Source organism: Pseudarthrobacter sp. DSP2-3-2b1 (assembly GCF_049895945.1).
Lineage (GTDB): Bacteria > Actinomycetota > Actinomycetes > Actinomycetales > Micrococcaceae > Arthrobacter.
In genome coordinates this window covers 1-25991 of record NZ_JAFCTI010000019.1, presented here as the reverse complement: position 1 = coordinate 25991, position 25991 = coordinate 1, and the positions used below count along the sequence as shown (strand labels likewise).

23 protein-coding genes are annotated in these 25991 nt (G+C 64.7%); 12 read left to right on the top strand and 11 right to left on the bottom strand.

The genetic code is table 11. The features are described 5' to 3' along the window. Positions 1–36: 36 nt before the first annotated feature. The 3 genes from ACP7AX_RS18120 to ACP7AX_RS18110 all read right to left on the bottom strand — a co-directional run bounded on the left by ACP7AX_RS18120 (position 37) and on the right by ACP7AX_RS18110 (position 2603). Positions 37–603, bottom strand: coding sequence for a recombinase family protein (locus ACP7AX_RS18120; protein ID WP_426228466.1), 567 nt, complete (start codon positions 601–603; stop codon positions 37–39). Positions 604–724: 121 nt separating this feature from the next. Continuing rightward, a complete protein-coding gene (locus tag ACP7AX_RS18115) occupies positions 725–1615 on the bottom strand; it encodes a YaaC family protein (RefSeq protein WP_426228464.1) in 891 nt (296 codons plus the stop codon). A 325-nt stretch (positions 1616–1940) separates the two neighbouring features. After that, a complete protein-coding gene (locus ACP7AX_RS18110; protein ID WP_426228462.1) occupies positions 1941–2603 on the bottom strand; it encodes a TetR/AcrR family transcriptional regulator in 663 nt (220 codons plus the stop codon). A gap of 75 nt (positions 2604–2678) precedes the next feature. On the opposite strand from ACP7AX_RS18110, the gene ACP7AX_RS18105 reads away from it, so the two are divergent. Next, the gene (locus tag ACP7AX_RS18105; protein WP_426228460.1) at positions 2679–2972 is read left to right on the top strand and encodes a hypothetical protein; all 294 of its coding nucleotides are present in this window, start codon (positions 2679–2681) and stop codon (positions 2970–2972) included. Between the two features lie 65 nt (positions 2973–3037). Next, a complete protein-coding gene (locus ACP7AX_RS18100) occupies positions 3038–3418 on the top strand; it encodes a VOC family protein (protein ID WP_426228458.1) in 381 nt (126 codons plus the stop codon). Positions 3419–3439: 21 nt separating this feature from the next. Here the strand turns inward: ACP7AX_RS18100 and ACP7AX_RS18095 are convergent, their stop codons facing one another. Continuing rightward, entirely contained in the window at positions 3440–3844 is a 405-nt protein-coding gene (locus ACP7AX_RS18095; protein WP_131684150.1) for a DUF5997 family protein, read from the bottom strand. Between ACP7AX_RS18095 and ACP7AX_RS18090 the strand changes: the two genes are divergently transcribed. Further along, positions 3807–4646, top strand: a complete 840-nt coding sequence (locus ACP7AX_RS18090) for a LysR family transcriptional regulator substrate-binding protein (RefSeq protein WP_426228456.1) — start codon at positions 3807–3809, stop codon at positions 4644–4646. The genes ACP7AX_RS18095 and ACP7AX_RS18090 overlap by 38 nt on opposite strands. A 60-nt stretch (positions 4647–4706) precedes the next feature. Here the strand turns inward: ACP7AX_RS18090 and ACP7AX_RS18085 are convergent, their stop codons facing one another. The 4 genes from ACP7AX_RS18085 to ACP7AX_RS18070 form a co-directional block, all read right to left on the bottom strand. After that, positions 4707–5171 carry a hypothetical protein gene (locus tag ACP7AX_RS18085; protein WP_426228454.1) on the bottom strand — a complete coding sequence of 155 codons (465 nt, stop codon included), beginning with the start codon at positions 5169–5171 and terminating at the stop codon, positions 4707–4709. Positions 5172–5283: 112 nt separating this feature from the next. After that, positions 5284–5709 (bottom strand): nuclear transport factor 2 family protein, encoded by a 426-nt coding sequence (locus ACP7AX_RS18080; protein ID WP_426228452.1) that lies wholly within the window; start codon positions 5707–5709, stop codon positions 5284–5286. Between the two features lie 173 nt (positions 5710–5882). Beyond that, positions 5883–6218: a hypothetical protein gene (locus ACP7AX_RS18075; RefSeq protein ID WP_426228450.1), complete on the bottom strand. Its 336-nt coding sequence runs from the start codon at positions 6216–6218 to the stop codon at positions 5883–5885. Positions 6219–6234: 16 nt separating this feature from the next. After that, positions 6235–6927, bottom strand: a complete 693-nt coding sequence (locus ACP7AX_RS18070; RefSeq protein WP_426228448.1) for a GntR family transcriptional regulator — start codon at positions 6925–6927, stop codon at positions 6235–6237. Between the two features lie 106 nt (positions 6928–7033). Between ACP7AX_RS18070 and ACP7AX_RS18065 the strand changes: the two genes are divergently transcribed. From ACP7AX_RS18065 to ACP7AX_RS18050, 4 genes are all read left to right on the top strand, one after another. Further along, positions 7034–7792 (top strand): LamB/YcsF family protein, encoded by a 759-nt coding sequence (locus tag ACP7AX_RS18065; RefSeq protein ID WP_426228446.1) that lies wholly within the window; start codon positions 7034–7036, stop codon positions 7790–7792. Between the two features lie 72 nt (positions 7793–7864). Continuing rightward, a complete protein-coding gene (locus tag ACP7AX_RS18060) occupies positions 7865–9217 on the top strand; it encodes an MFS transporter (RefSeq protein ID WP_426228444.1) in 1353 nt (450 codons plus the stop codon). Between the two features lie 18 nt (positions 9218–9235). Beyond that, positions 9236–10984, top strand: coding sequence for a carboxyltransferase domain-containing protein (locus tag ACP7AX_RS18055; protein ID WP_426228442.1), 1749 nt, complete (start codon positions 9236–9238; stop codon positions 10982–10984). Next, positions 10984–12759 carry an acetyl/propionyl/methylcrotonyl-CoA carboxylase subunit alpha gene (locus tag ACP7AX_RS18050; protein ID WP_426228440.1) on the top strand — a complete coding sequence of 592 codons (1776 nt, stop codon included), beginning with the start codon at positions 10984–10986 and terminating at the stop codon, positions 12757–12759. The genes ACP7AX_RS18055 and ACP7AX_RS18050 overlap by 1 nt, the downstream gene beginning before the upstream one ends. On the opposite strand, the gene ACP7AX_RS18045 is transcribed toward ACP7AX_RS18050, so the two are convergent. Together ACP7AX_RS18045 and ACP7AX_RS18040 are read right to left on the bottom strand one after the other, a co-directional pair. Beyond that, on the bottom strand, positions 12725–13780 hold the full coding sequence (locus tag ACP7AX_RS18045; protein ID WP_426228438.1) for a Gfo/Idh/MocA family protein: 1056 nt from the start codon (positions 13778–13780) through the stop codon (positions 12725–12727). The two genes, ACP7AX_RS18050 and ACP7AX_RS18045, sit on opposite strands and share 35 nt — an antisense overlap. Positions 13781–13840: 60 nt before the next feature. Beyond that, entirely contained in the window at positions 13841–16564 is a 2724-nt protein-coding gene (locus ACP7AX_RS18040; protein ID WP_426228436.1) for a glycoside hydrolase family 3 C-terminal domain-containing protein, read from the bottom strand. Between the two features lie 284 nt (positions 16565–16848). Between ACP7AX_RS18040 and ACP7AX_RS18035 the strand changes: the two genes are divergently transcribed. The 3 genes from ACP7AX_RS18035 to ACP7AX_RS18025 are packed head-to-tail and all read left to right on the top strand — an operon-like array spanning position 16849 to position 20520. Continuing rightward, positions 16849–18546 (top strand): extracellular solute-binding protein, encoded by a 1698-nt coding sequence (locus ACP7AX_RS18035; RefSeq protein WP_426228434.1) that lies wholly within the window; start codon positions 16849–16851, stop codon positions 18544–18546. 13 nt (positions 18547–18559) lie between these two features. Then, positions 18560–19609 (top strand): ABC transporter permease subunit, encoded by a 1050-nt coding sequence (locus ACP7AX_RS18030; protein ID WP_131684162.1) that lies wholly within the window; start codon positions 18560–18562, stop codon positions 19607–19609. Continuing rightward, positions 19606–20520, top strand: a complete 915-nt coding sequence (locus tag ACP7AX_RS18025) for an ABC transporter permease subunit (RefSeq protein WP_131684163.1) — start codon at positions 19606–19608, stop codon at positions 20518–20520. Before ACP7AX_RS18030 ends, ACP7AX_RS18025 begins: the two co-directional genes overlap by 4 nt. A gap of 11 nt (positions 20521–20531) precedes the next feature. On the opposite strand, the gene ACP7AX_RS18020 is transcribed toward ACP7AX_RS18025, so the two are convergent. After that, positions 20532–21575, bottom strand: coding sequence for a LacI family DNA-binding transcriptional regulator (locus ACP7AX_RS18020; RefSeq protein ID WP_426228431.1), 1044 nt, complete (start codon positions 21573–21575; stop codon positions 20532–20534). Between the two features lie 49 nt (positions 21576–21624). On the opposite strand from ACP7AX_RS18020, the gene ACP7AX_RS18015 reads away from it, so the two are divergent. Together ACP7AX_RS18015 and yicI are read left to right on the top strand one after the other, a co-directional pair. After that, positions 21625–23700: a beta-galactosidase gene (locus ACP7AX_RS18015; protein ID WP_426228429.1), complete on the top strand. Its 2076-nt coding sequence runs from the start codon at positions 21625–21627 to the stop codon at positions 23698–23700. Beyond that, a complete protein-coding gene (gene yicI, locus ACP7AX_RS18010; RefSeq protein WP_426228427.1) occupies positions 23697–25874 on the top strand; it encodes an alpha-xylosidase in 2178 nt (725 codons plus the stop codon). Before ACP7AX_RS18015 ends, yicI begins: the two co-directional genes overlap by 4 nt. The last annotated feature ends 117 nt before the right edge of the window (positions 25875–25991 follow it).

Genomic DNA, 25991 nt, shown 5'->3' with positions numbered 1-25991 from the left:
GTCCCGGGCACATCGACGGCCAGGCAAGGGAGCGGATCACTCCAACTTTGCATTGCGGAGGTACTGGTAGACGGTCTCCCTGCTGATCCCGTAGTCACGGGCAAGGAGGGCTTTTGGAACACCGGTGCCGGCGCGCTGGACGAGTTCGGATGCCCGGTCCGGTGTGAGGGTCTTTTTCCGTCCTTTGTAGGCGCCGCGCTGCTTGGCTAAGGCGATGCCTTCCCGCTGGCGTTCCCTGATGAGGGATCGTTCGAATTCGGCGAAAGCACCCATGACGGACAGCATGAGGTTGGCCATGGGGGAGTCCTCGCCGGTGAAGACCAGGCTCTCCTTGACGAACTCCACCCGAACACCTTTGCGGGTGAGGCCCTGCACAAGGGCACGCAGGTCATCGAGATTCCGGGCGAGCCGGTCCATGCTGTGAACCACCACAGTGTCGCCATCCCGGGCGAACCGCAGCAACTCCGTAAGCTCCGGCCTGGCGGTGTCTCTGCCGGATGCCTTGTCCGTGAAAACTCGGTCAAGAACCTGGCCTTCGAGCTGGCGTTTCTCATTCTGGTCAAGAGTGCTTACTCGGACGTACCCGATCCGCTGTCCAGTCACCCGCGCCTCCAAGCCATCCTGTCAGGTTGAGTTCTAGGCCCCGGCCAGAAGAAAGTCAAGGCATTTGGCCCGGCTCGTCAGGTTTGGATGCGCCTGAATTGGATGAGAATCGGTCTTGGAGCTAGAAAATCGTCGCGTCAGCACTGGAAAGGGTCAAGCGTATTTGTGCTGGAACAGCTTCAAGAGCTTTGCTTAGCAATGTCTCCAGGGGAACGGCAAGGGGCGAACGATTTACGTCAATGACCTCAGTCCACATGACCGGCTTGTACCGGGTGATCATCGACAGCGTGTAGAGAAGGACCCACCAGGTTAGCAGTGGATCCAGGGAGGATTGGCTGTCTCCACACGCCGGCATAAGTGCGATGCTACTCCTGAGCCTGCGCATTGGCGCCGGCTGTCCCTCATGAGAGAAGACCGCTTCGTCTGTTCGCACCCCATTGTCCTCGGAGTATGAGCCCCCTTTGAATTTGAGTACTTTGGCGTCCTTGAGGTCAGGGTAATGGGCGCGCAGCTTGGCAGCGTCTTGATCCATCTCGTCTTCGCTTGCTTGAAGAGTAAATGCACTTTCGGGGGGAAATCCGCTTCGGGGGTACGGCCGGTGAACCCATCGCGGTTCGATGAATTTACCTATGGGGTGATCTAGATGAAGTTCCGGGATCATGTGCCAAATCTGGCCAAGCGGAACTGGACTCAATAGAGGCGCAGAGCCAAGAAGGGTGGCCAAACGACCATATGACGTGTCGTCATTTCCCTCGGCCCTAACCTTGATGTCCCAAAAGTCTTTGGCTTTGGCTGACTGGAAGTCGGCGACGCGGAGCCCGTGACCACTTACCTCTGGGGATTTGCCCATATTTGAGGGTGTAAGGGCGGCAGCGATGGCGCGACCAGCCTGAGAAAGACCGTAATAAAGATTGAGTGCCCGAGATTCGAATCCCACACCAGCGGCAGCTTCAAATTGCTGCTGCGCCTGCTCTAACGAGCTACTGAAGAGTGTCCGCCGTGACGCGGGCATACCGGCAGGCGGCCCAGAACGCAGCGCTCGAATGCGCCGCCACGACTCCTCGGGCGAGTCGGAATCAGACTCGAAATATCTTCTCGGCATGACGTCAGTATGGCCTATCGAGCAAGTGGTTATCGCTGAGCGTCGTGGCAAAAGAATTCTAAAGCCACGGACTGGGGCGGACTGGAAACCCGAAAGGCCCGAAAAACTAGCGACCCGCCTGCAGCGGAAGGACTGCCCGAAGAGGTTGTCGGGCCCTCCTAGGAACCCCTTCTCAGCGCCAGCTTTACGAAAGTCTGGTTATCGGCCGAATGCCTTGAGCGTCGGCGGAGGTGTTTCACTGCGGGTTGCGGGGAGCGTCAAGGAGTTGGGAGCAGAAGGCGTCGCCCAGCCATTGCTCGTACTCTTCGTCGGTCCAGCCGCGGCTCGGGACCAGGAGTTGCCACATGTTCGGGTGGTTGAGGGCCCAGAGGATGTCCGTTGCCCGTGAGACGTTCAGAGATGGGGCGAGGGATCCGCTGGCATGGAGTTGTTCAATGATGGCGCGCTGCACAGCGAGGAGTTTCGCTTCGATGCCTGCCCAGAGGTCAGCAATTTCTGAGTCGACGGACGCGGCGGTGCGAATCATTTCCAGCAGCGCCCCGGACTGGGCTTTGACGCGTCGTGCCTGCGCGGCGACCAGACGGAGCTTTCGTTCTGGATCCGCTTCCTTGACCACGGCTTTGTACCAGCCCCGTTCCAGGACAGGCAGATTGGCTTCTTCGCCTCCGAGCCGGGCGTCCCACAGTGTGTGCACCAGCGCGGCCTTTGTCTCGAAGTGGACGTAGATCGTCTTCAACGCCACCCCGGCTTCTTCGGCAATGGAGGGCATCGATGTAGCGGGGTAACCCTGGCGCTCAAAGAGCCGTTGGGCAGCCTCGAGGATCGCCTTGCGCGTGGCCTCCGCTTGCTCCCGGCGGCGGGGCGAGACATACGTGCGGCTCTTGACCGTTGTTCCCATATGAGTAGAATATCAGCGTAATGATTACATTGCTCGTGTAATTAATATTCGGGCTGCATGGGAAGGATAAGAGTCATGGCAACGCTGCGGATCGAGCTTCAGGTTCGTGACTATGAGCTATGGAGGAGCGCCTTCGAGAAAGACGCCGCTGGGCGGGAGCGCTCCGGAGCGCGGCGTTACCGAATCTTCCGGCCGGCGGAGCAGGACCACAAAGTGATGCTCGACATTGACTTCGACTCTGTGGCCGAAGCCGGCGCATTTCTCCACACGCTGCGCACCAAGGTGTGGCCGTCCCCGGAAAAGGCTCCAGCCAGGACCGGCGAGGCCAAAACCAGCATCCTGGAGATGGTGGAAGCCCGAGAGTACTGACCGGTCCTGCGCAACAACCGCTGCAGGCTTCTCACCGCGGAAGACGGCCGGGTACCTTGGGGACCATGAGAATCAAGATGTGCAGCATCCATGTCCAGGACCCGGCGGCGGCCCACAAGTTTTATACAGAGACCCTCGGCTTCGACACCCTGATGGCGATGCCCGAGTACAACCTCTACATCATCAAAGACCCCGGCGCCGCTGACAACACCGCGGGGCTGCTGCTGGAACCCAGCGACAACCCGATCGGGGCGTCCTACATGAACGCGGTGCACGAAGCCGGGCTTCCTGCCATCGTCTTTGGCGTTCCGGACGTCCAGGCAGAGTACGAGCGGCTGGTCGCTGCCGGTGTGAAGTTCAAGAGCGAACCGTCAGAGGACCCGTCCGGGATTAGCGCCGTGTTCGACGACGGCTGCGGCAACTACGCGATGCTGCACCAGGACTGACGTTCTCTCGAAAGGGCCGGACTACTCGGCCTGGCTGCGGGCCTTCTTCGCGTCCTTCTTGGCGGCCTCGTCCTTGACGCGCTGGGCTTCGGTGCGGACGGCCGCGTGGGTGGAGCGCTCGGTGACCAGCCACGCGGGGGGAGCCTGCAGCAGCGCGGTGATTTCCGCCGTCGTGAGTGCTTCCTCAACGCCGCCGCGGGCCAGGCCGCTGATGGAGACGTTCAGTTTCTGCGCCACCACCGGGCGGGGGTGCGGGCCGTTGCGGCGGAGTTCCACGAGCCACTCCGGCGGGTTGGCCTGGAGCTCGGCGAAATCGGCGCGGCTGATGGTGGAATCCTGGAACTCCTGCGGTGTTGCCGGCAGGTAGATGCCAAGCTTCTTGGCAACGGTGGCCGGTTTCATGGACTGGGAGTTTGCAGAGGTCATGCTTCAAGGGTATCCGGGCGGGCGGTACTGTGAAGACGTGCCCGCAGACAATGATTCCCCGCAGAGCCCCGCGCCGTCCCGTAACAGCACCGACGAATCACCGGAGCAGGAGGCACCCCGCGTGCTCCGGTTCGCCTACGTGGCCGGCGTGACGCCCGGGAAGTGGATCCGCCGCTGGGAAGAGCGCGTACTGGATATCCCGCTTGAGTCTTTTATGGCCGACGACGCCGCGCAGGTTTCGGTATTAACTGACGGTTCCGCGGATCTCAGCTTTGTCCGGTTGCCGATTGAGCGCGGGGACCTGAACGTGATTCCCCTCTATGAGGAACAGCCGGTGGTGGTGGCCCCGAAGGGCCACGAGATTTCGGTGTTCGAGGAAGTGGCCCTGGAAGATCTGGCTGCAGAGACGTTCCTGGATGTTGCGGAAATGGGCGGCCCGGAAGCGGCCATGCAGGTGGTGGCCTCCGGCGCCGGTCTGGTGATCCTGCCGATGTCCGTGGCCCGGCATTTCAACGTCAAGGACACCGTGGCCCGCCGGCTCACCGGCGCGTCGGTCACGGAGATCGCTTTGGCCTGGCCCGCCGACTCCACGGACGAGATCATCGAGGAGTTCATCGGGATTGTCCGCGGGCGGACCGCGGCGAGCTCCCGGCAGCCGTCCGCGCAGCAGGAGAAGCCCAAAAAGGAACCTAAGCCGGACCGGCGCGGACCGGCCGTCAAGAAGCCCAAGGTGGCTCAGCGCTACGCGCCGAACCCGGACAAGGGACGCGGCAAGGGCTCACGGAAAAAGGGCAAGCGCTAGGCTCAGCTGCTTTGGCCTCGGACTGCTCCCACGCCCAAGAGTGTCAGCATATTTTCCAGCTCATATGGCTGTGCCCTTCGTGACTTTCCGGTGCCGCCGAGATCGAAGTAGGTCCAACACGCTCCTCGGGTACTCCTCCTTCAGTAGCCATGCCAGGCCGCCCGCAAGTACGGGATTGGGCAGTGTCCAGATTCCTAACGGTGTAATGACGATCAAGAAGGCGATGGCACCTGCCAAGCCCAGTTTTACGCTCCTGCCTCGACTGAGGATCAGCAGCCCGATGCCGATTTCGCCTGCAGCGGCCAGGATCCCGACGATGTGGGGTGCCGGTGCGAAAACATTCTGGAACACCCAGCCATAGAAGGGAAGGAGTGGTTCATCACCGAGCCTTATGAACTGATCCGGGGCGAGGACGGTCAAAACGACGTTAACGCCAACGGCCATGATGATGAAGAAGACACCGACAAAAATCCGGGCCGCATGGGGTCTGGAGACGCACAATATGGAAGCGGCAATGCAGAACATCAGCCAAGGAATGAGCTATTCCATGTTGTCTGGCTCCTAGCCTTTCCGTCTCAAACTGCGAGGTGGCGTACAGGTCGCTGCTGAGTACTTTCGCAAGCTCCGGGAAGTCGGTTTACGGTGACTTGTCTGGTGTGTCGGGCCGCTGGCCTGACAGGCCCTCTACAGCCTCTTCGATGCTGACGGCTTCCCGCTCGACGTCCTCCACGTAGAGCCGGCCTGCTGTGATCTGGCCGTCCGTGATCTCAAAGAGCGTCACTCCGCGGACTTGGAAATCCTGCCCGTCGGCGCGCGTCCCTGACCAGGACCATTCGCTCCACGTCGTGTTGCCGTCATCCACGGAGCGGATCAGTTCCGCGTGGAAATCAGGGATGCCCGCGAACATCGCTTGCCAGTTGGCATGCATCTGCGCGCGTCCAACAAAGGTCCGGCCGGGATGGGCAGGTTGCTCGCTGCGATAATCGACGTGGAAAAGCGCCGCTGCAGCTTCCAGATCGTGGGCATCGAGGGCAACGGCCAGCCTGTCAACAACTGCACTCATCCAAGCGTCCTCTCAGAATCCGTCCCACGTTTCGCGTCCCACGCCTCCGCGCAGGTTGTTGTAGAACGATGTGCTGAGGGTTTTCCTGCAACCAGTCTTCTCTCAGACCGTCCCCGGTCATAGGGACAAAGGGCCCAAGTTGGCGGGACAATTCCTGCCCCGATGCAAAGAGCCTAAGCCGCGCAGGCATCCTTCAAAGCAGTGACCGAGTCAGCCGGCACCTGGTCGCCGGACTTGGCGATCTGGCCCAGCGGCGTCGTAATTTCTGACGGCACGCCGGCGGTGCTGGCGGCATCAACCAGGCCGCCGAGCAAAGCCTTGTCCGAGGCGCTGACCAGGCCGTCTTCAACCACGGCGCAGACCTGCTTCTTGACCTCGTCGGCCGCAGCGGTGGCCACCTTCGAGGCGGCTTCGCCGGCAGCGCTTTCCGCGGCCTGCTGCACTTCTCCGCAAGCGGTCAGCAGGAGGAACAGGGGGACGGCGGACAGGGCGGCGAGGCGACGTTTCATCAACCCAGCCTACCGGTCAGGCTGTCCCGGACTCCCCGTGCACGTCAGCCATCTTGTCCTCGGAGCGGTCCAGGTAGGCCAGCAGGAGGTCGGCTGCGCGGTCCAGTTCGCCGGCTTCCAGTGCCTCGCAGATCTCCTCGTTGTCCCGCACGTAGTGCTGGTAGAACTGCGCATCCACGGTGGCCTTGTGGAAGAACAGGCGCATCTCTGCCAGCACCTGGGCCATGATGGTGTTCAGCCGCGGGCTCCTGGCCAGGGCGACGATGGCGCCGTGAAAATGCTGGTTGGCGGTGCCGATCGCATCCTCGTCGCCTGCTGCAGCGGCGAGTTTTCCTTCCTCGACGGCGGCCCGCACGGCGGCCACGTCTTCCGGGCTGCCCCCAGCGCGCAGAGCGCTGACTTCGATGGCGCGGCGAACCGTATAAACGTCGTGAACGTCCCCGGCCTCCAGGCTTGCGACGAAAACGCCGCGGTTGGGATGGCGGACCACCAGCCGTTCGCTGGCCAGTTCGGCAAATGCCTCGCGCACAGTATTTCGGGAGACGCCTAGGTCCTCGGCGATGGTGGATTCGGTGAGTCGCGCCCCCGGTAGCAGGGCCCCTTCGGCCAACTGGAGGCGAAGTTCAGAAGCCACCCGCTCGGCCACAGACGGAACAGCCACGCGAAGGCGGCCTGCGGCGGTGCGGACGAGCGGATCTGTAGTAGCCATACTCGAGAATTTACACGATCGTCACATCGTTGAATCGAAGGATTGTTGAACAATCGCTAAATTTAGTGCATCCTAGTTAGACCACTCCATGAGACGGGGATCACAAATGACAGCGATCGACCTCAACAGCGACGTCGGCGAATCGTTCGGCCGCTGGACCCTGGGCGATGACAATGCGATGTTCGCCTCGGTGTCCAGCGCGAACGTGGCCTGCGGGTTCCATGCCGGTGATCCCAGCGTGATCCGGCGGACCTGCCGTGAAGCAGCAGCTGCCGGAGTGGCCATTGGCGCCCATGTGGGCTACCGCGATCTCGCCGGCTTCGGCCGCCGCTTCCTGGACATCAGCCCCAGCGAACTGGCCGACGACGTGGTGTACCAGATCGGCGCGCTGCAGGCGTTGGCCGCTGCCGAAAGAACGAAAGTCCGGTACGTGAAGCCGCACGGCGGCCTCTACAACGCCATCGTGGCGCACACCGCCCAGGCGCAGGCTGTCGTCGACGCCGTGAAATCGGTCGACCCCAGCCTGCCGATCATGGGCCTGCCCGGCTCGGAAGTCCTGCGGCTCACGGAACTGGCCGGCATGCGTGCCGTGTCCGAAGCCTTTGCGGACCGCGCCTACAACCCGGACGGCACCCTGGTGTCGCGCTCGCTCCCGGGAGCAGTCCCTGAGGATCCGCAACAAGTGGCGGAACATGTGTTACGGATGGCCACCGAATCCGCCGTCCGCGCCATTGATGGTTCCGTTCTGAAGATCCGCGCAGAAAGCATCTGCGTGCATGGTGACTCACCGGGGGCCGTAGCCATGGCCACTGCAGTGAAGTCCGCACTCGGCGACGCCGGCGTGAGCATCGGCTCTTTCATTTAGCCTGTCCCGCCCCGCCACCATCCCACGGCCACATTCAGGCCCCCGCTCCACACCTCATCCTTCGGAGGAACCATGACCAGCACCAACAAAGCTGCCAAAACGGCGGCAAGGAAGCCGCCCCCCGGCGCCATCAAGGCGTACGTCGCCAGCCTCACCGGCACATCGCTCGAATACTACGATTTCGCCATCTACTCGGTGGCTTCCGCGCTCGTTTTCCCCAAGATCTTCTTCCCCTCCGACGACGAGTTCGTGGGGCTCCTGCTCTCCTTCTCGGCCTTCGCGGTGGGCTACCTGGCACGCCCGATCGGCGGCGTCATCTTCGGCCGACTGGGCGACAAAGTGGGCCGTAAGTACGTCCTCGTCTTCACCCTGGTGCTGATCGGCGTCGCAACCGTCCTCATCGGTGCGCTGCCCGACTACTCCGTGATCGGCGTCGCCGCCCCCGTCATACTGGTGCTGCTGCGCCTGGCCCAGGGCATCGGCGTCGGCGGCGAATGGGGCGGCGCGGTGCTGCTCTCCAGCGAATTCGGCGATCCCAGCAAACGCGGTTTCTGGTCCTCCGCTGCCCAGATCGGCCCGCCCGCCGGCAACCTCATGGCAAACGGCGTACTCGCCATCCTGGCCGCCTCCCTCAGCACCGAAGCCTTCCTGTCCTGGGGCTGGCGCGTAGCGTTCCTGGCCTCCGCCCTCCTGGTGGTCTTCGGCCTGGTCATCCGCCTCAAGCTCGAGGAAACCCCGGTCTTCAAGGCCATCCAGGCCCACGGCGACCGTCCCAAGGCCCCCATCAAGGAAGTCTTCACCACCGAGCCCAGGGCCTTGATCTCCGCAGCCCTGTCCCGCCTCTGCCCTGACGTCCTCTACGCACTGTTCACCGTGTTCGTGGCCGTCTACGCCACCCGGGAACTGGGTATGACCACGGGCAACGTGCTGGCCGCCATCCTGATCGGCTCCGCCTTCCAGCTCTTCCTGATCCCGCTCGCCGGCGCCCTCACTGACCGTTTCAACCGCCGCTGGGTCTACGGCATTGCGGCCGCCGCAACCGCCCTCTACATCCCCCTGTTCTTCCTGATGATCCAGGGCAAGTCCGTGGTGATGCTGTCCGTTGGTGTGGTGATCGGCCTGGCCCTCCACGCCTTTATGTACGGCCCGCAGGCCGCGTTCATCACCGAGCAGTTCCCGGCCCGCCTCCGCTACGCCGGCAGCTCACTGGCCTACACGCTGGCCGGCGTTATTGGCGGCGCCGTAGCCCCGCTGATCTTCACGTTCCTCTACGGCGCGGCGTCCGGCGGCTGGTACCTGATCGCCGGCTACATCGCCGTCACCGCCGTCATCACCATCGTGGGCATGCGCCTGGGCCGCGACCCGCAGCCGGAAGAGGACCTCCGCCTGCTCCACAGCGATGACGTCCAGACGAGCCACGCCTGAGCGGCGCGGCCTGATCCCATGGAAACAGTCAGCAACCCCACCACTGCCGCGCGGGCGCTCGCTGCCCGCGTGCTGTCCGTCAAGCCGGTAGGCACGACGGCGGTGCTCGCCGAACTCTCCGGGCTCCACGATGTGCTGGCCCTGCAGGCCCTCCTGCTGGAGCAGCCGCTGCCCGGCCAGGTGGACGTCCTGGCCGCCGCCGATACCGTGATGGTCAAGGCGGACTCGCCCGCAGCCGCTCGGCGGATGGCCGCCCGGCTGCTGGAGCTGGACCTGACCGTCCAGTCCCACGCCGAGGGCAGGCTGGTCACCATCGAGACCGTGTACGACGGCGAGGACCTCGCCGAGATGGGGCGGCTCACCGGCCTGGGGGCCGGGGGAGTGGTGGCAGCCCACACGGGGCAGATCTGGACCGTGGCTTTCGGCGGCTTCGCCCCCGGCTTCGGCTACATGGTGGGGGAGAACCAAGCACTGGAAGTCCCGCGCCGGAGTTCGCCCCGGACCGCGGTGCCCGCCGGTTCCGTGGCTTTGGCCGGCAACTATTCCGCCGTGTATCCGCGGAAATCCCCGGGCGGCTGGCAGCTGATCGGCCGGACCGCCGCCCGCATGTGGGACCTCAACCGGGAGCAGCCGGCCCTGGCCGCACCCGGCGACCGCGTGCAGTTCCGGGCCGTGCGGGAGCTCGTGGACGTTGCCGCGCCGGGGGTTGGCTCCTCACATTCGGAAACCCCAGCGGCTCATGATGCTGATGTCCAGTCCGGGCTGCGGATCCTGTCCCCGGGACTCCAGAGCCTGATCCAGGACCTGGGCCGCCCCGGCCATGCAGGCCTGGGCGTGTCCTCGGCGGGTGCTCTGGACCGTTCCTCCGTGCGCCGCGCGAACCGGATCGTGGGCAACCAGCCCTCGGCCGCCGTCGTCGAAACCGTTGCCGGCGGGCTGCGCGTGCAGGCCGTGGGCGACCAGGTACTGGCAGTGGCCGGCGCGCCGTCGGCACTGACTATTCTGACGCCGTCGGACGTTCCCTCTTCCGGGGACGCCGACGGCGGCCTGCCGGAGCGGGTGCGCGAGCTGCCTATGGCCACCGCGTTCGCCCTGCTCGACGGTGAGATCCTGACCATCGGTGCGCCGGAGCGCGGCTTCCGCAGCTACCTGGCCATCCGCGGCGGCGTGGAAGCTGAGGCCGTGCTGGGCAGCCGCTCCACGGACACCATGTCCGGAATCGGGCCCGCGCCGCTGGGCGCCGGGCAACTGCTGGGCGCGGGAGTGGCCACCTCCTCCAACGTGGTGGGCAACCCCGAGCTGCAGCCCGACTTCCCGGACACCGGCGTAACGGTCCTGGACATTGTGCCCGGTCCCCGCGATGACTGGTTCGACGCCGCCGCGCTGGAATCGCTGTGCGGCCAGGACTGGGCGGTGACACCCCGCTCCAACCGGGTGGGCATGCGCCTGGCCGGCGAACCGCTAAGGCGTTGCCGGGACGGGGAACTGGCCAGCGAGGGAACCATGGCGGGCGCGCTGCAGATTCCGCCGGAGGGCCAGCCTGTACTGTTCCTGGCCGACCACCCCATCACCGGGGGTTATCCCGTGATCGGCGTGGTGGTGGACCACCAGCTGGACCTCGCCGCGCAGATTCCGATCGGCGGTTCCATCCGGTTCCGCTGGGCTCCCGGCTACGGTCTGCCCGCCAACGCTTTTCCTGACGCGTCCGCCGACGTGTCCCATGGCGTTTCCCGAGACACAAGATTCCCAGACGAAGTGAGCAACTGATGCGTAAGGTCCTGATCGCCAACCGTGGAGAAATCGCCGTCCGCATTGCCGGGGCCTGCGAGGACGCGGGCCTCGAATCCGTTGCGGTGTACGCGGACGTGGACGCCGATGCCATGCATGTGGGCGCCGCCAGCGAGGCGTACAGCCTGGGTGGCAACGCGCCGTCGGACACGTACCTCAGCATCCCCAACCTGCTGCGTGTGGTCGCTGAGTCCGGCGCGGACGCGGTGCACCCGGGATACGGCTTCCTGTCCGAGAACGCTGACTTCGCCCAGGCGGTGCTGGACGCCGGCCTGACCTGGATCGGCCCCACCCCGGAGGCTATCCGGCAGCTGGGCAACAAGATCACTGCCCGCGAGATCGCCGTCCGCGCCGGTGCGCCCCTGGTGGCGGGCAGCGACGGGCCGGTGGCTTCGGCCGCCGAGGCGCGCGCTTTTGCGGAAGAGCACGGACTGCCGATCGCCGTCAAGGCGGCCTTCGGCGGCGGCGGACGCGGGCTCAAAGTGGTCCGCGAAATGGACCAGATCGAGGAATCCTTCGACTCCGCGGTCCGCGAAGCAGTGGCGGCTTTCGGCCGTGGCGAGTGCTTTGTGGAGCGCTACCTGGACCGGCCCCGGCACGTGGAGGCGCAGGTCCTGGCCGACCAGCACGGCAACGTGGTGGTGGTGGGAACGCGCGATTGCTCGCTCCAGCGCCGCCACCAGAAACTGGTGGAGGAGGCGCCTGCGCCGTTCCTCACCGATGGGCAGACCCGGCAGATTTACGACGCCGCCAAGGCAGTGTGCCGCGAGGCCTCCTATTCCGGGGCCGGGACGGTGGAGTTCCTGGTGGCCGCCGACGGCACGGTCGCGTTCCTCGAGGTGAACACACGTCTGCAGGTGGAGCACCCCATCACCGAGGAAACCACCGGCGTGGACCTGGTCCAGGAGCAGCTGAGGATTGCCGCGGGCGAGCCTCTCCGGCTTAAATCCGATCCCGAACCGCGCGGCCATTCGTTCGAGTTCCGGCTCAACGCCGAAGACGTGGGCCGGGGCTTCCTGCCGTCGCCGGGAACGATCGCCACGTTCAGTGGCCCCACCGGTCCCGGCATCCGGCTGGATTCCGGCGTCCGCTCCGGGTCCATCGTGGCACCGCAGTTCGATTCGCTGCTGGCCAAGCTGATCGTCACCGGCGCCGACCGGCAGCAGGCGCTCCGCCGTGCCCGCCGCGCCCTCGCCGAAATGGAAATCACCGGCGTGGCCACCGTCCTGCCGTTCCACCGTGCCGTGGTGGCGGCTCCGGACTTCACGTCCGAGGATTCCCTGGGGATCCACACACGCTGGATCGAGACGGACTTCGCGGATTCCATCGCGGCCGATCCGGAGTTCGGCACGGCCGTTCCGGACGGTTCGCGGCGCACCATCACCGTTGACATCGACGGCCGGCGCCTCGCCGTCGGGCTTCCCGCCGCTTTGCTGGATGGCTGGGCCCGCTCGGGTGCCGGCGTTCCTTCGGGCGTTTCCCTGGCCGGGGACTCCACGAACGGAAAGCACGACGGCGGCACTGCGGCAGGTGCCGCCGATCCCGGTGAGTTGCGCGCGGACATGGCCGGGACGGTGGTGAAGTGGCTCGTAGAGCCGGGCGCCGAGGTGGCGGCGGGGGACCCCGTCGTCGTGCTTGAGGCGATGAAGATGGAAACCCAGGTGGCCGCGCACCGCGGGGGGACGCTGAGCGGGATCCGGGCGGCGGCCGGCGGCGTGGTCAACGCCGGGTCAGTGCTGGCGCTGATCGGGTAGCTGCTCCGCACCGGATCTGGCTGCTCGCATCGTCAATAACGGAGACGATGGCAACGGTTTCCTCGAGGGAATGCACGGGCGACTCCTTCAGATCGGCGGCCACGAAGCGTGCCAGAGCGTCCATCTGGTAATGGAGGGCATCGTGGAGGTCTGGATAGCGGCGGCCCTCCCAAGAGGCGGCCGCCGAGTTCTGGCTTTCCGTGACCAGTGTGACGCCATTCGCACCAATGAATGGTGAATGCACCTCAATTCTTCCTTCATTTCCCAGGATCGTGGCCCGAACAGGCATCGAGGCAGTTATTGAGGTGGAAATGGAGGACTTGCCGCGGGGGTGATCGAGCAACAGCATGGCGTCGCTCTCCACCCCTGTCGGCGCAATGGTCCCGGCTGCTGTCAAGAGGGATGGGGCACCGAGTATGGAGGATGCGAAGGAAAGCGGATAGATCCCTGCATCCAGTAGTGCCCCACCGGCTTGATTCGGATCGAACAGTCTGCTGGAAGGATCGAAACGGGCTCCGAAGCCGAAGTCAGCGGTGACCATCTGCACGTCTCCCACCGCCCTTGCCTCAAGGAGCTGGCGAATGACGTCGGCCTGAGGCAGGTATCGGGTCCACATGGCTTCCATGGCGAAAACCCCAGCGTTTTGCGCGGCGGCGGCGATCGACTGAGCCTCCGGACCTGTGGCGGCGAAGGGCTTCTCCACGAGGATGTGCTTGCCGGCACCTATGGCCAGCAGCGCCAGTTCGGCATGGCTGCTGTGCGGGGACGCAATGTAGACCACGTCAACAGTGGGGTCCTCCACAAGTGCGCGGTAGGAGCCATATGCCCGCTCTAGACCATGAGTACCTGCAAAACGCTCTGCCCGTTCCCGCGAACGCGAACCAACTGCCACGAACCGTTGGGCGGAGTATTGATGAGTCGCCGCGACTGCGCGGTGCGCGATGTGACCGGGTGCCAAAACTCCCCATCGAAGACTCGGCGCTGTCGGCAACGGACGCGGAGAGGGTAAAGCGGCTGTCATGAGGTTCCTAGGTATCTTTCAGCGGGAGGCGGGTTGGGTTGGAGTCGGCATCAGGGGGCATCAGTCCAGCCGCAACTCGCTCATCGTTACCGGACCCGTCAATACGATTTGGATGGCAGTTACGCACTTTCCCTCGAGCTCCAGCAGCAGTTCGCCGTCGAATCCGGGAGCAACAGCAGCCTCGGCGGAGTCCGTCCAAGTGCCGCCGCGTCCGGGCCGTTTGACTGCAATACGGCCAGGGCTCCCGTCCGTCCTGAGCCGGATGGCCATGGCGCTGGCCGGGCCTTCAGGCCAGCCGCGGTAGACCGCCGTGGCTGCCTCCTGGCTGGAGGCGGGGGCGACGGCGGTGCCCGCCAGCGGCGTCTCCGGCACCAGCGCGAGGCCGGAGCATTCGTCAAACAGTTCGGTGCGGATCCAGGTTCCCCGTCGGCGGGGGCCGCTACCTTCGCCTTCCACGTCCACCTCCACGCCCAAGGGAAGATTGCCGGCAGATGGCCCAACCAACAACTCATATGTCCCGGGTTCCAGCACCATCCGCCCTTCGGTCACGCTGAAGGTGGCCAGCCGGTTCCGGGGCACCCCAATCCTTAAGGTCCGGCGTTCACCTGGTGCCAGTTCGACTCGGGAGTGCGCCACCAGGAGCCGCCGCGGGAACCCGAAGCGGTGTCCAGGGCACGTGGCGTAAACCTGTACCAGTTCGTGTGCAGTGCGTGTGCCGGTGTTGCAGACCGTCACGCTAAGCCCGCTTTCGCCTCCGTCATCACCTGCAGGCACAGCCGATTCATAGCTGACCGTGCTGTAGCCCAGACCGTGCCCGAGCGCATACAGCGGCTCGGCTGTGCTGTAAAGGTAAGTGCTTTGAGAGGTGATGAGGTCGTAATCCAGGATGTCTGGAAGGTCCTGATCGCGCCGCCACCAGGTCTGGGCCAACCGTCCGGTCGGTTCGAAATCCCCGCTGAGGATATCCGCCAACCCGCTGCCGAGCTCCTGGCCCGCGTGTGAGGTCCAGACTATCGCGGGGGTGTCCGCCAGACCTCCCAGTGAGTACGGGTAGGAAGAAGCGATCACCAGGACGGTGCGCGGGTTTGCCTCCCGTACCAGGCGGATGAGCTCCTGTTCAGGTTGGGGGAGGGCCAGGGTGGACCGGTCGATGGTTTCCCGCCCGCCCAAGTGCGGATCGTTGCCCACCACGACGACGGCGACATCCGCCGCGGCAGCAGCCTCCCGGGCGGCCTGCTGCCCGGAGCGGACGATGCGCAGGGCGAAACGGTCTGCGGTTTCGCCGCTTTCGGCTGACAGTGCCGCGCTCCCGGTGTGCGCCTCGATGCGCACCCATTTTCCGGTGCCAACGTGCTGGATGGACACGGTTCCATCCACCGCGGGGTGCAGTCGGAACGTCTCCTGTACCACCCAGCCGCCTACGCGGTCAGCCGATGCGGTCAGGTAATATCCACTGGCGGCTACGAACTTCTCAGTGGCAGGGGATTGCAGCGTGCACTCGCCGCCGCCCCAATCCTTGAGCAGGAAGATACCCTCCGGCCCTGCCGTTGCTGCGCCCGCGGTGAGCGCGGTGCCAGAGTTCCCGGCGCTGAGGTAGGAATCCGTCCGGACGCACCGCAGAGACACAGCGTCCAGAGCGGCCTCCGCCATCACATCGGTGTAGCGCACTGAAAGGCCTGCGAAGATACTGACCTCATCCTGCAGGGTGCCGCTGTACCAGTCGCTCAGGACTGTGGAGCCCAGCGCGCCGATGACCGCAACCTTTCCTGGACGTGGTCCGAGCGGGAGGAGGGGTGCCTCCATGCCGGCCGCAGGAGTGTTGTGGAGGACCACGATCGACTTCCGGGCGGCTTCACGGGCCAATGCAACATGGGCCGGATCGCCCACAACGTCAGGTGTGAGCGAACCGTACGGTCCGCCGTCGGGCTCGAATTCCCCGCTCCGCTCCCGCAACGTGAGCAGCCGGAGGACCGCCCGGTCCACGTCAGCTTCCGTGATGAGCCTGCGGTCCAGCGCTTCGTGGATGTGCCGGAGGGAGGGCTCCGGCTGGTCACCGTCCTCAGTAAAACTGTCCACGCCGGCCACGAGGGCGGCAGCGTAGGCAGAAGGGCCGTCGTCGAAGTATTTTTCGGCGGTGTACAGCGAGGACGGGGCTCCCGCGTCGGTGACGACGGTGATTTCCATGCCGTTCCGCCATTGCCGCAACTCGGCCGCCACTAGATCGGAAACGTGCGCGGGCCGGCCGTTGACCAGGTTGTAGGACAGCATCACGGCGCCGGCCACTCCGTCCTCGATGGGTCCGCGGTAGGCCGGAAGCTCGTACTCATGGAGCACCCGCGCGCGCATCTGGCTGCTCGAAACGTTCCGGTCCGCCTCGTTGTTGTAGGCCAGGAAATGCTTCAGCGTGGGCACGGTCAGCCAGAAGCGGTCATGGCCGCCTTTCAGTCCTGCACAGTACGCACCGGCCAACGCCGCGGTGAGATGCGGATCCTCCGAGAAGCCCTCTTCGTTCCGGCCCCACAAAGGGTGCCGCAACGGGTTCACCACGGGCGCCCAGACGTTGGTGCTGACGCTGGGGTCCGTGGCCTTCTTACCGCGTACTTCACGTCCGACGGCGGTTCCCACCCGGCGAATCAGGTCCACGTCCCAGCTCGCGGCCAAGCCCACCGGCTGCGGAAACACCGTGGCCGGTCCCAGCCACGCCACACCATGGGCCGCCTCGGCGCCGGTATGGAACCGGGCCAGGCCCAGGGATCCGACGGCGGGGGCGTGCTGATGCAGCATTGCCACCTTCTGGTCCAGGGAAAGAGACTCCAACAGACGCTGCGCTGTGAATGTGACGGGCAATAGGGGCACGGAGAGTCCAATCGGCTGTGCTTCTTCGATGGAAGATTGTTTAAACGCTTCTACAAATCAGAGTGAAGACCAGTGTGACATCAGCGGATTGTGATCCGCAACACTATTTCTCTTGCGGGGTGAAACGTGATGCTCTACTGTGAACTTAATCGAAGCGGTTCGACAACTTCGAAAGATCTTATGTTGCAAGTTCACACAAAGGAGTGCTGATTATGCTTGGTTACCAAGCGGACCCGTCCCGCGGCCGAAAAACCGGTGCCACACTGCTCGCCGAGGCCGGAGCGCGGGGAGTGAACCGCCGTTCCTTCCTGGGTATCCTCAGTGGCGCAGTGTTCCTGGCTGCCGCACCTGCTGCATTGACTGCCTGCAGCCCTGGCGCCGCCACCCCGCAAGCAACAACATCCGGAGGCCTTGCCGAGGCCGTCGCCAAACTGGTCCCGTCCTACATTCCGCTGGACCTGGTCAAGCCGGACATTGCCTCCGTCAATGGTTCCACCCCCGGGTTCACCTCCACCCCCAAGGCCCTGGTCAAATCCGTGGCCTCCGCGCCCGGCGCGGGCGGGACCTACACCGTCATGACCCCTGCGTGGTGGGCGGTCCCGCCGGCGCTGCCGGACAACGGCTACTACAAGGCCGTCAACGAAAAACTGGGCGCCACAATAAACTTCCAGGTCAACGACGGCAATACCTACGCGGACAAGATCCAGACTGTCCTGGCCTCGCCCAAGGACGTGCCGGACTGGATGGTCATTCCGTCCTGGAACATGCCGCCGCGCTTCGGGCAGGCAGCCACCAGCATCTTCACCGATCTCTCGGAATTCCTCGCCGGTGACAAGATTAAGAAGTACCCCAACCTGGCAAACATACCCACCGCCGCGTGGAGGCTGGGTTGCTTTGAGGGCGGCCTGTACGGCCTGCCGTATCCGGGCGCGCTGATCTCCGATGCCATCTTCTACCGCGCGGACCTCTTCGCGGAACTCGGCGTTGAACCGCCCAAGTCTGCCGAAGAATACCGCAGCGTGGCGAAGGAACTTACAGATGAATCCAAGAACCGCTGGGGTTCCGAGGACATCTGGAACGGTGCGCAGCTTATGCATGGCGTGGTCCCCAAATGGAAGAAGGTGGGCGGCCAGCTCCAGAACAAGTTTGAAACCGAGGAGTACCGCGCCGCGCTGGAATGGACGGCCAAGCTGTTCGCCGACGGTTCCGTTCACCCGGACGCAGTGGCCGGAAACGCCCAGCAGGCCAAGCAGCGCTTCGAATCCGGCGCCTCGCTGATGTCCTCGGACGGGGTGGGTGGCTGGCACGAAGCATTGGCCCGGGTCCTGCCGTCGAACCCCGCGTTCAACATGCAACCCCTAGACTTTTTCGCCCCCGACGGCGGTAAGCCCACAATTTTCCGAGCCTCGCCCGCGGCGATTTTCAGCTTCATCAAGAAGACGGAACCCGCCAAAGTGGAGGAGATACTGGCACTGGCCAACTTCATCGCAGCCCCCTTCGGCACCGAGGAAAACGTCCTGGTCAACAACGGCGTGGAGGGCGTGCACTTCACCCGCGATGCGCAGGGCATCCCGCAGGCCACCGCAAAGGGAACCCGGGAAGTCACCAGCACCTACGCGTTCTTGGTCAGCGGTCCGATCGTGAACTCCATGATCCAGTACCCGGGACTGGTCCAGTCCCAGTCAGAGTGGGAAGCCCGGCAGGCACCCAACGTCCAGGAAGACATCTTCTTCGGCATGCAGATCCAGGAACCAGCCAAGTTCGGCTCCCTGGGGAAGCCCTTCGAGGATTTGGCCAAGGACATCATCCGCGGACGCAAAGGCCTCACCGACCTGGACAGCGCCATCGCCACCTGGAAGAGCAAGGGTGGCGACGAGCTGCGCGAGTTCTACGCCGGATTCCTGGCATAGGCCGGCGGGAAATATGCCCACTGGTCCAGAACACAGGTCCTCCACCCTAGCCCCGGCGAGGCCCAACACCGGGAGCGCGGCGCCGGCAGCGCGTCCGACGTCGGCAGCCCTCCAGGTGCCGCCCGGCAAGCCGGGCGGCGGGAACCTTCGCCCGCGGGCCAGCCTGAGGGTCCGGTTCAACCGGGACCGTTCGCTGGTTTTCATGGCGTTGCCAGCCGTGATCCTGCTAGGTGTCTTCGCCTACTTGCCCATGCTCGGCAACATAGTGGCTTTCCAGGACTACTCACCCTTCGTAGGCATCCCGGCAAGCCCCTGGCTGGGCCTGGAAAACTTCAGCCGCGTGATGGGCGACCCCGCTTTCTGGCACGCCGTCAAGAACACCCTGGTGATCACGGCCTTCCAACTGGTGTTTTTCTTTCCAATTCCCATCGCCCTGGCCATGCTGCTGAACTCCCTGGTCAACCCGCGGCTACGGGCCGCCATCCAGGCTGTGGTGTACCTGCCGCACTTCTTCTCGTGGGTGCTGGTGGTCTCCATCTTCCAGCAGATCTTCGGGGGAGCGGGCCTGCTCAACCAGTCGCTGCGCGCCAATGGCTGGCAGGCCGTGGACGTGATGACCAACCCAGACACCTTCCTGTTCCTGATCACCTCCCAGGCGGTCTGGAAGGACGCAGGCTGGGGCATCATCGTGTTCCTGGCGGCGCTCAGCGCAATCGACCCCGCCCAGTACGAGGCGGCAGCCGTGGACGGCGCCGGCCGCTGGAAGCGTATGTGGCATGTGACCCTGCCCGGGCTCCGCAGCGTCATTGTGCTGCTGCTGATTCTGCGGCTGGGCGATTCACTGACTGTGGGCTTCGAACAGTTGATCCTGCAACGGGACGCTGTGGGCGTGGATGCCTCCGAAGTCCTGGACACGTTTGTCTACTACACGGGCGTGCAGAACGGCGACTGGAGCTACGCGGCCGCCGCCGGACTGATCAAGGGTCTCGTCAGCCTCGCGCTGATCCTGGCCGCGAACAAGGTAGCCCACATATTCGGCGAGAGCGGTGTGTATTCCAAATGAGCGCAACTATAACCAAACCCCGGCTCCGGCCGGAACGGCCGGCCTGGGAGGAAGAACCCGGGCGGGTGGCGAAAGCCGTCAAGGTTGTGGTGCTCGCCGCCGTCATCCTTGCTGTCCTGGGCCCGCTGTATACGATCGTGCTCACCAGCCTCTCCTCGCAGGCCACCATCACGCGCGCCGGGGGACTGGTGCTGATCCCCGGCGAGCTGACGTTCTCCGCCTACCAGCAGATCCTCAGCGGCGGGGTGGTCACCCGGGCCGTCCTGGTCTCTGTGGGAGTGACCGCAACCGGCACCCTGCTGAGCATGGTGGTGTCCGTGCTTTGCGCCTACGGGCTGTCCCGGCCGGGGTCCTTCGCCCACACTCCCATCCTCTTCACTCTGCTGGTCACCATGTTCTTCAGCGCCGGCATCATCCCGGCATATCTGCTGGTGTCCGGCCTGGGCCTGATTAACACCTACTGGTCGCTGATCCTGCCCAGCTGCATCTCGGTATTCAACATCATCATCCTGCGCGGGTTCTTCATGGGCATCGACAGGGGAATCCTGGAAAGCGCCCGGATTGACGGGGCCAGCGAGTGGCGCACCCTGACCCAGATCGTGCTGCCCATGTCCAAAGCCGTCACCGCGGTCATCGCCCTCTTCTACGGTGTGGGCTACTGGAATGCGTTCTTCAACGCCGTCCTCTACATCAATGACAGCGCCATGAACCCGCTCCAGGTGGTGTTGCGCTCCTACGTGCTGCAAGGCGTCACTGTGCCCGGGCAGATCAACGTAGGCGATGGCGCTGCTGCCTCGCCGGCGCTGCAGATGGCCGTGATTGTCCTGGCCATGATCCCCATCCTGATGGTATACCCGTTCGTCCAGAAGCACTTCACGAAGGGCGTGATGATCGGGGCTGTTAAGGGATGAACGCCCTGCTGCTACCGGGCAGGAAAAGTCCCGACAGGAACGGAGCCGGCATCCGGGGCCGCTGGAGCGGTGGTTTCACCAAGGGTCAGAGTGGGCGCGATGAGGCGCAGTTCGGCGGGCTTGTCCAGGCCAAGCCGGTCCATCACCATCTCCACGGCCGCCCGGCCAATGTCCATGGCCGGGATGGAGACCGCGGTCCAGGGGTGTGCCGTGGCCATGGACACGTCAGCAGGGGCGATCACGGCGACCGAGACGTCAGCCGGGATGGACAGGCCGCGGAACGCGAGGTTTTCCCGCAGCATCGGCAGCAGGCCCTCGTTGTGGACCAGCAGCGCCGTGATGGGTTCTGGCCCAGCGAACACTTTCTCCAGGGCCTTGGCCAGGTCCGGCGAGTTCGCCTCGCAGGCCACCGACACATAGCCGATCTCCAGGGTGTCGCATGCGTCCTGGAACCCGCGCAGTGCCCGGTCCGCGTAGGTGGCGTGCCGTCGCAGCGAGGCCGGAGGGGAACCGATGAACGCGATCCCGCGGTGTCCCAGCTCCGCAAGGTGCCGGACGGCGGTGCGGGACGCTCCGGCAAAGTCGAAGTCCACGCAGCTCAGGCCGCGGGGATCATCCGGCATCCCGATCAGCACCGCCGGTTTTTGCAGCTTGGCCAGCACCGGAATGCGCGGATCGCGGGCTTCGATGTCCATCATGAGCAGGCCGTCCACCATGGACTGGGACGTCACCCGTTCGATGCTTCCGGAATCGTCCTGGGTCAACAGCAGCACGTCCTGGTTGAAAGTCCGGGCCGTGGTGACAACGGCGGTGACGAACTGCATCACGACGCCGACATTGACATCCGCGCGAAGTGGCACCACCAGCCCCAGGACATTGGACCGGCTCGAGGCGAGTGCACGGGCGCTGGACCGAGGGCTGTACTTCAGCCTTCGCATGGCAGCTTCGACAATATCGCGGGTTTCTTTCGATATTGTCCGCTTCCCGCTCATCACATAAGACACGGTACTGGTGGAAACTCCGGCCTCGCGGGCCACATCGTTGATGGTAGCCACTGTTGAAGCCCTTCGATTATCCATACCTCCCATTTAACCAAGGATTTTCATGTTTTCCAGCAGCCACAGCCTGACCGGCCTGACGGATCGTTCCGGTCTGATCTTCGGCGCCGACTACAACCCCGAGCAATGGCCCGCGGCCACCTGGCCCGAGGACATCCGGCTGATGCAGGAGGCGGGCATCAACATGGTCACCGTGGGAGTCTTCAGCTGGGCTCGGCTGGAGCCCAGCGAGGGTGCCCGGAATTTTGGCTGGCTGGACCATCTCATGGACCTCCTTCACGGAGGCGGTATCCGGGTCTGCCTGGCCACGCCCACGGCATCACCGCCGGCCTGGCTTGGCCATGAGTACCCCGAAACCCTGCCCGTGGACGCGGATGGCAGCACCCTCTGGTACGGCTCCCGCAACCAGTTCAATCCGTCTTCCGCCAAGTACCGGCAGGCAGCCGCTGCCATCACGGAGTCCCTGGCCAGGCGCTACGCCGGCCACCCCGCCGTGGCCATGTGGCATGTCGGCAATGAGCTGGGACAGGTCAGCTACGACGACGAAACGGCACTGGGGTTCCGTACCTGGCTCACCCGGCGCTACGCCACACTGGACAGACTCAACCAATCCTGGGGAACCGCGTTCTGGAGCCAGGCCTACGGCAGCTGGGAGGAGATCCTGCCGCCGCGGAAAGCGCCTTACCTGATCAACCCAAGCCAGAAACTGGACTTCCAGCGGTTCACCTCCGCCCAGCTGCTTTCCCTTTACCGTGCGGAGCGGGACATCATCCGGCGCTATGACACCCGGTGCCCGGTCACAACCAACCTCATGGGTTTCTTCCGCGGGGCGGACTACTTCGCCTTTGCCAAGGAAACCGACGTTGTGGCCAACGACTGGTACACGGACCCGGCGGACCCTGATTCGCACAGGCTCGGAGCCCTGACTCACGATCTCTGCCGAGGACTCTCTGGCGGGATGCCGTGGCTCCTGATGGAGTCCGCCACCTCCGCGGTGAACTGGCGTGAACACAATGTGCCCAAGGAGCCTGGCGAACTCCGGGTGGACGCGCTCTCGGCCGTCGCCCGCGGGGCCGACGGCGTCTGCTTCTTCCAGTTCCGCCAATCCCGCTTCGGCGCAGAACGCTTCCACTCCGCCGTGGTGCCGCTGGCTGGCGAGAACACCCGGGCGTTCCGCGAAGTGGCCGAACTGGGCAAGGAGCTGCGGTCCCTGCGGCAGGTCGCCGGCACCAGCTGCGCGGCAACCATCGCCGTCCTCTTCGACTGGGAGAGCTGGTGGGCAGCAGAATCGCCGGACACACCCACGAACCGGCTTCAGGTCCTGGAACAGCTCCAGGCCTATTACGCCCCGCTGCACCGCAGGGGCCTGTCCGTCGAGGTGGTCCACCCCTCCGCGGAGCTGGGCAGGTATGGCCTTGTCGTCGCGCCGAGCCTGTTCCTCCTGGCCCCGGAACACTCGAACTCATTGGCAGCATACGTCCGGGGAGGCGGACAACTGGTGGTGGGTCCCTTCAGCGCCGTAGCGGACAGCAACGGGCATCTTGCCGACGGCCGTTTCCCAGGAAGTCTCGCTGACCTGCTGGGTGTCGACGGCGAGGAATGGGTTCCGCTTGCTTCGCCTGTGGAAGTCCGTTTTGGGCCAATACAGGCCGTGCAGGCACACATCTGGGCGGAAGACCTGGCACTCAGGGGGAATACCGGGAAGGTGATGGCGCACTTCGGCGCTGGCAGGCTGGAAGGCCGTCCCGCCGTCGTACGCAATTGCCATGGCGCAGGAAGCAGCTGGTATGTGGGCGCCGATTTACCTGCGGAAGCGCTGGAGCTTGTCCTGGCGGACGCCTTGGCAGCGGCAGGGATCGCATCGCCGCTGACTGCGCCCCTGCCGGACCCGGTGGAGGCCGCCAGCCGCGGCGGGCATCTGTTCCTGCTCAACCACTCCGCCCGGCCGCAGGAGGTGGGGCTGGGCTGGACCTCGGTTGACCTGCTGACCGGCACGGCCCACGGCCCTGAACTTACCCTGCCGCCCTTCGGTGCGCTGGTGCTCAAAGAACCGGTGCCCACACAAACCGGGGCCGCAGAACTTTCCAACTTGAAGAACGATCGAAACAGAGGAACAGCATGAAATTCACGGACGGTTACTGGCTCCACCGCGAAGGCCTCACAGCACTGCATCCGCGGGACGTATCGGACGTGGAAGCCACAGACGGCAAGCTCACCATCTACGCGCCGACGCAGAAAATCCGGTCCCGGGGGGATGCCCTGAACTGCCCCCAGCTGACCATCACCTTCGAGTCCCCCCTGCCGGACGTCATTGGGGTCACTATCGAACATTTCCAGGGCGCTGTGAACAAGGGGCCGCATTTCGGGCTGAAGGACGGCCGCGCCGATGTCAGCATCACCAACGACGCCGGCACCGCCACGTTCACGTCCGGTGGCCTCACCGCACACATCAGCACCGGGGGCGATTGGAACGTGGACTTCGTGGGGGACGGCCGGCCACTGACCAGCTCGGTGCCCCGAAGCATCGGTCTGATCACTGACCAGGACGGCCGGCACTTCGTCCACGAACAGCTGACCCTCGGGGTGGGAACCAATGTGTACGGCCTGGGGGAGCGGTTCGGTGCGCTGGTGAAGAACGGACAGTCCATCGATATCTGGAATGAGGACGGCGGCACCTCCAGCGACCTTGCCTACAAGAACGTGCCGTTCTTCATCACGAACGCGGGCTACGGGGTGTTCGTCAACCATCCGGAGCGGGTGTCCTACGAGGTGGGCTCCGAGGTGGTGTCCCGTACTCAGTTCAGTGTGGAGGGGCAGCGGCTCCAGTACTTTGTGATCCACGGGCCCACGCCCAAGGACATCCTGCGCCGCTACACCGAACTGACCGGCCGGCCCGCGCGTGTTCCGGCTTGGTCCTACGGGCTGTGGCTCTCCACGTCCTTCACCACGGACTACGACGAAAAGACTGTCATGTCCTTCATCGACGGCATGGCCGAGCGTAAGCTGCCGCTGTCCGTGTTCCACTTCGATTGCCACTGGATGCGCGCCTTCCACTGGAGCGACTTTGTCTGGGACCCCGCCACTTTCCCGGACCCGGAGGGTATGCTGCGGCGCCTGCACGAGCGCGGCCTTAAGGTATGCGTCTGGATCAACCCCTACATCGCGCAGCGCTCACACCTGTTCCGTGAAGCCGGGGAGCTGGGCTACCTGGTCAAGCGGGCGGACGGCTCGGTATGGCAGTGGGACATGTGGCAGGCCGGCATGGGCCTGGTCGACTTCACCAACCCGGACGCGGTGACCTGGTACCAGGACAAGCTCCGCACCTTGCTGGACCAGGGCGTGGACTCCTTCAAGACCGACTTCGGGGAGCGGATTCCCACAGAGGTGGCCTGGCATGACGGCTCGGACCCGCAGCGGATGCACAACTACTACGCGCAGCTCTACAACCGGGCGGTGTTCGACCTTCTGTCCAAGGAGCTCGGCGAAGGCCAGGCCGTGCTGTTCGCCCGCTCTGCCACCGCCGGCGGCCAGCAGCTACCGGTGCACTGGGGCGGCGACTGCGAATCCACGTTCTCCGCCATGTCCGAATCCCTCCGTGGCGGCCTGTCCCTGGCGTCTTCCGGATTCGCTTTCTGGAGCCACGATATCGGCGGGTTCGAAGGGACGCCGGATCCGGAACTCTTCAAGCGCTGGATTGCGTTCGGCCTGCTGTCCTCGCACTCCCGGCTTCACGGTTCCAACTCCTACCGCGTGCCGTGGCTGGTGGACGATGAATCCAGTGATGTGCTGCGTCACTTCACCGGGTTGAAGATGCAACTGATGCCCTATCTGCTGGGAGCCGCAGAGGAGGCCCACCAGACCGGGGCGCCGTTGATGCGTCCCATGTTCCTGGAATTCCCTGAAGACCCAGCGTGCGCCTACCTCGACCGGCAGTACATGCTGGGATCCGAGCTGCTCGTCGCTCCCGTGATGGGCGCAGGGGGGACTGTGGACTTTTACCTGCCCGAGGGAACCTGGACGCACCTGGTAACCGGTGAGCAGCTCTCCGGCTCACGGTGGCACCGCAAGGAGTTCACGGTGATGGAAGCGGCGGTTTATGTCCGGCAGGGAGCGGTCCTTCCGCTCGGCACCGTGACGGACAGGCCTGAGTACGAGTGGGCCACGCAGATGGAATTCAAGGCTTTCGCCGCTGAAGAAGGGCACCGCCGCACCGTCACCGTCCCAACGGCCGACGGCGGGTTCATCCCGTTCGAGGTGACGGTCACCGGCGGCACCGTCTCCGCAGTCGCCATCTGATACTGCCCCGTCAAAAGCAAACAGCCGTCGAGATCCTCTAAGGAGAGCCCCATGCCGTACTCACTCCAGCTGTACACCGTGCGCAATGCCATTCAGGAGGACCTCCCGGGCACCATC

Bases quoted from the DNA above. Each gene is read 5' to 3' on its own strand.
- ACP7AX_RS18115 (WP_426228464.1), bottom strand. From the start codon at position 1,615: ATGCCCGCGTCACGGCGGACACTCTTCAGTAGCTCGTTAGAGCAGGCG.
- ACP7AX_RS18110 (WP_426228462.1), bottom strand. From the start codon at position 2,603: ATGGGAACAACGGTCAAGAGCCGCACGTATGTCTCGCCCCGCCGCCGG.
- ACP7AX_RS18105 (WP_426228460.1), top strand. From the start codon at position 2,679: ATGGCAACGCTGCGGATCGAGCTTCAGGTTCGTGACTATGAGCTATGG.
- ACP7AX_RS18100 (WP_426228458.1), top strand. From the start codon at position 3,038: ATGAGAATCAAGATGTGCAGCATCCATGTCCAGGACCCGGCGGCGGCC.
- ACP7AX_RS18095 (WP_131684150.1), bottom strand. From the start codon at position 3,844: ATGACCTCTGCAAACTCCCAGTCCATGAAACCGGCCACCGTTGCCAAG.
- ACP7AX_RS18085 (WP_426228454.1), bottom strand. From the start codon at position 5,171: ATGTTCTGCATTGCCGCTTCCATATTGTGCGTCTCCAGACCCCATGCG.
- ACP7AX_RS18080 (WP_426228452.1), bottom strand. From the start codon at position 5,709: ATGAGTGCAGTTGTTGACAGGCTGGCCGTTGCCCTCGATGCCCACGAT.
- ACP7AX_RS18075 (WP_426228450.1), bottom strand. From the start codon at position 6,218: ATGAAACGTCGCCTCGCCGCCCTGTCCGCCGTCCCCCTGTTCCTCCTG.
- ACP7AX_RS18070 (WP_426228448.1), bottom strand. From the start codon at position 6,927: ATGGCTACTACAGATCCGCTCGTCCGCACCGCCGCAGGCCGCCTTCGC.
- ACP7AX_RS18065 (WP_426228446.1), top strand. From the start codon at position 7,034: ATGACAGCGATCGACCTCAACAGCGACGTCGGCGAATCGTTCGGCCGC.
- ACP7AX_RS18060 (WP_426228444.1), top strand. From the start codon at position 7,865: ATGACCAGCACCAACAAAGCTGCCAAAACGGCGGCAAGGAAGCCGCCC.
- ACP7AX_RS18055 (WP_426228442.1), top strand. From the start codon at position 9,236: ATGGAAACAGTCAGCAACCCCACCACTGCCGCGCGGGCGCTCGCTGCC.
- ACP7AX_RS18050 (WP_426228440.1), top strand. From the start codon at position 10,984: ATGCGTAAGGTCCTGATCGCCAACCGTGGAGAAATCGCCGTCCGCATT.
- ACP7AX_RS18045 (WP_426228438.1), bottom strand. From the start codon at position 13,780: ATGACAGCCGCTTTACCCTCTCCGCGTCCGTTGCCGACAGCGCCGAGT.
- ACP7AX_RS18040 (WP_426228436.1), bottom strand. From the start codon at position 16,564: ATGCTGCATCAGCACGCCCCCGCCGTCGGATCCCTGGGCCTGGCCCGG.
- ACP7AX_RS18035 (WP_426228434.1), top strand. From the start codon at position 16,849: ATGCTTGGTTACCAAGCGGACCCGTCCCGCGGCCGAAAAACCGGTGCC.
- ACP7AX_RS18030 (WP_131684162.1), top strand. From the start codon at position 18,560: ATGCCCACTGGTCCAGAACACAGGTCCTCCACCCTAGCCCCGGCGAGG.
- ACP7AX_RS18025 (WP_131684163.1), top strand. From the start codon at position 19,606: ATGAGCGCAACTATAACCAAACCCCGGCTCCGGCCGGAACGGCCGGCC.
- ACP7AX_RS18015 (WP_426228429.1), top strand. From the start codon at position 21,625: ATGTTTTCCAGCAGCCACAGCCTGACCGGCCTGACGGATCGTTCCGGT.
- yicI (WP_426228427.1), top strand. From the start codon at position 23,697: ATGAAATTCACGGACGGTTACTGGCTCCACCGCGAAGGCCTCACAGCA.